We start from the raw sequence: 2,065 nt of genomic DNA on the forward strand, positions 1-2,065 counted from the left end.
GGGCAAGCCCGCTCCCACAGGGGTCAACGTTGTTCACACATTTCGTGTACGACGCGTGCACTGTGGGAGCGGGCTTGCCCGCGAAGGGGCCGGCACCGTCAGCGCAAGGCTGCTGCCTTACGCAGAATCGCGCACCAGCAACACCCGCGTCACCCGTCGTTCCTCAACGGCTTTGACGGTCATCTGCCAGCCTCCGTACTGCAGGCGATCGCCCTTCATCGGCAAACGATCCAGCAGGCTCATCACCAGTCCGGCCAAGGTCTGATAGTCCTCGGTCGGTTCGGCGCCAAACCCGGTGCGCTGGCGAACACGCGTCAGGTTCAACGCGCCGTTGACGACAAACCCGCCCTGCTCCTCGATCACGTCCGGACCTTCGATTTCGCTGGCATCGGGCAGTTCGCCGGCAATCGATTCGAGGATGTCGGTCATGGTCAACACGCCGACGAAGTCACCGAACTCGTTGACCACGAAGGCGATGTGGGTCGACGCCGCGCGCATTTGCTCCAGCGCATTGAGGATCGAATAGCTGTCGAGCAGGTTGATGGTCTTGCGTGCCAGGTGTTCCAGATTCGGCTCGGCACCGGCCAGGTATTCCTTGAGCAGTTCCTTTTTGTGCACGAAGCCCAACGGTTCATCCACCGCGCCGTCGCGAATCAGCGGCAGACGTGAATACGACGAATGCATCAATTTTGTGCGAATCGTTTCGGCGTCGTCGGCCAGATCGATGGTGTCTACATCGGCACGCACGGTCATCAGGTTCCGAATCGGCCGCTCGGCCAGTTGCAGCACACCACTGATCATCACTCGCTCGCGGCGATCGAACAGCTCCGCACTCGGGGCTTCGCCGTCATCCAGCAGATCGGAAATTTCCTCGCCGACCTCCTCCGCCTCCAGCTTGCGCCCGCCCAGCAGACGCATTACCGCGTGGGCCGTGCGCTCACGTATGGGGCGCAAGCCTTGCATCGAACGTTTGCGTCGGGCCCGGGCGATCTGGTTGAACACCTCGATCAGGATCGAGAAACCAATCGCCGCATACAGATAACCTTTCGGGATGTGGAAACCCAGGCCTTCGGCCGTCAGGGCGAAACCGATCATCATCAGGAAGCCCAGACACAGCATGATCACCGTCGGGTGCGCATTGACGAAGCGGGTCAGCGGCTTGCTGGCGACGATCATCAGGCCGATGGAAATGATCACCGCGATCATCATCACCGCCAGTTCATCAACCATGCCGACGGCGGTGATTACCGCGTCCAGCGAGAACACCGCATCGAGTACCACGATCTGCGCGACGATTGGCCAGAACAGCGCGTAGGCGGCGTTGGTCGAGCGCTGGCCGACGTGGCCTTCGAGTCGTTCGTGCAGCTCCATCGTCGCCTTGAACAGCAGGAACACACCACCGAACAGCATGATCAGGTCACGGCCGGAGAAGCTCTTGTCGAATACCTCGAACAACGGCTGCGTGAGGGTGACCAGCCAGGAAATACTCGCCAACAGGCCCAGGCGCATGATCAGCGCCAACGACAGGCCGATGATTCGCGCACGGTCGCGCTGATGCGGCGGCAGTTTGTCCGCCAGGATCGCGATAAACACCAGGTTGTCGATACCCAGCACCAGTTCCAGCACGATCAAAGTCAACAAGCCTAACCAGGCCGTGGGATCCGCTAACCATTCCATAAATGTCTCGATCTCTCTTCAGTGAATTCAGGCTGCCGGGCACGGCAAAGTGCAACGCGAAGGCTCTGAAGCCGCGTTGTCAACGATAGACGGGAGTCGGAAAACCGGATGCTGCGAGTACGTCAAGACCGCGCCATGGCGCGTGGAGAAGGTACGACTGGGAGGCTCCAAGAGGGTGTTCATGCAAATCCTGAATGAAAAATGGCCTTGGAGCGTACAGGCTCAAGGCACATTTTCTACAGCGGCAAATCATTTCAAAATCTGTAAGAGCACAAGAAATGTGTTTTTCCTGTTGGCCCTTTCGCGAGCAAGCCCGCTCCCACAGGGGTTGTTCGTCGGACGCAAGTTCTGAGTTCAAAGAGGGGCCAATGTGGGAGCGGGCTTGCTC

1 protein-coding gene is annotated in these 2,065 nt (G+C 59.5%); it reads right to left on the reverse strand.

What is annotated here, in order from left to right:
- Window positions 1-117 precede the first annotated feature (117 nt).
- Window positions 118-1,677 carry a TerC family protein gene (locus QMX91_RS30875; RefSeq protein WP_282413884.1) on the reverse strand — a complete coding sequence of 520 codons (1,560 nt, stop codon included), beginning with the start codon at window positions 1,675-1,677 and terminating at the stop codon, window positions 118-120.
- Window positions 1,678-2,065: the final 388 nt, after the last annotated feature.

Origin of the sequence: Pseudomonas sp. PS01299 (assembly GCF_029960145.1) — a bacterium.
Taxonomy (GTDB): Bacteria; Pseudomonadota; Gammaproteobacteria; order Pseudomonadales; family Pseudomonadaceae; genus Aquipseudomonas; species Aquipseudomonas putida_A.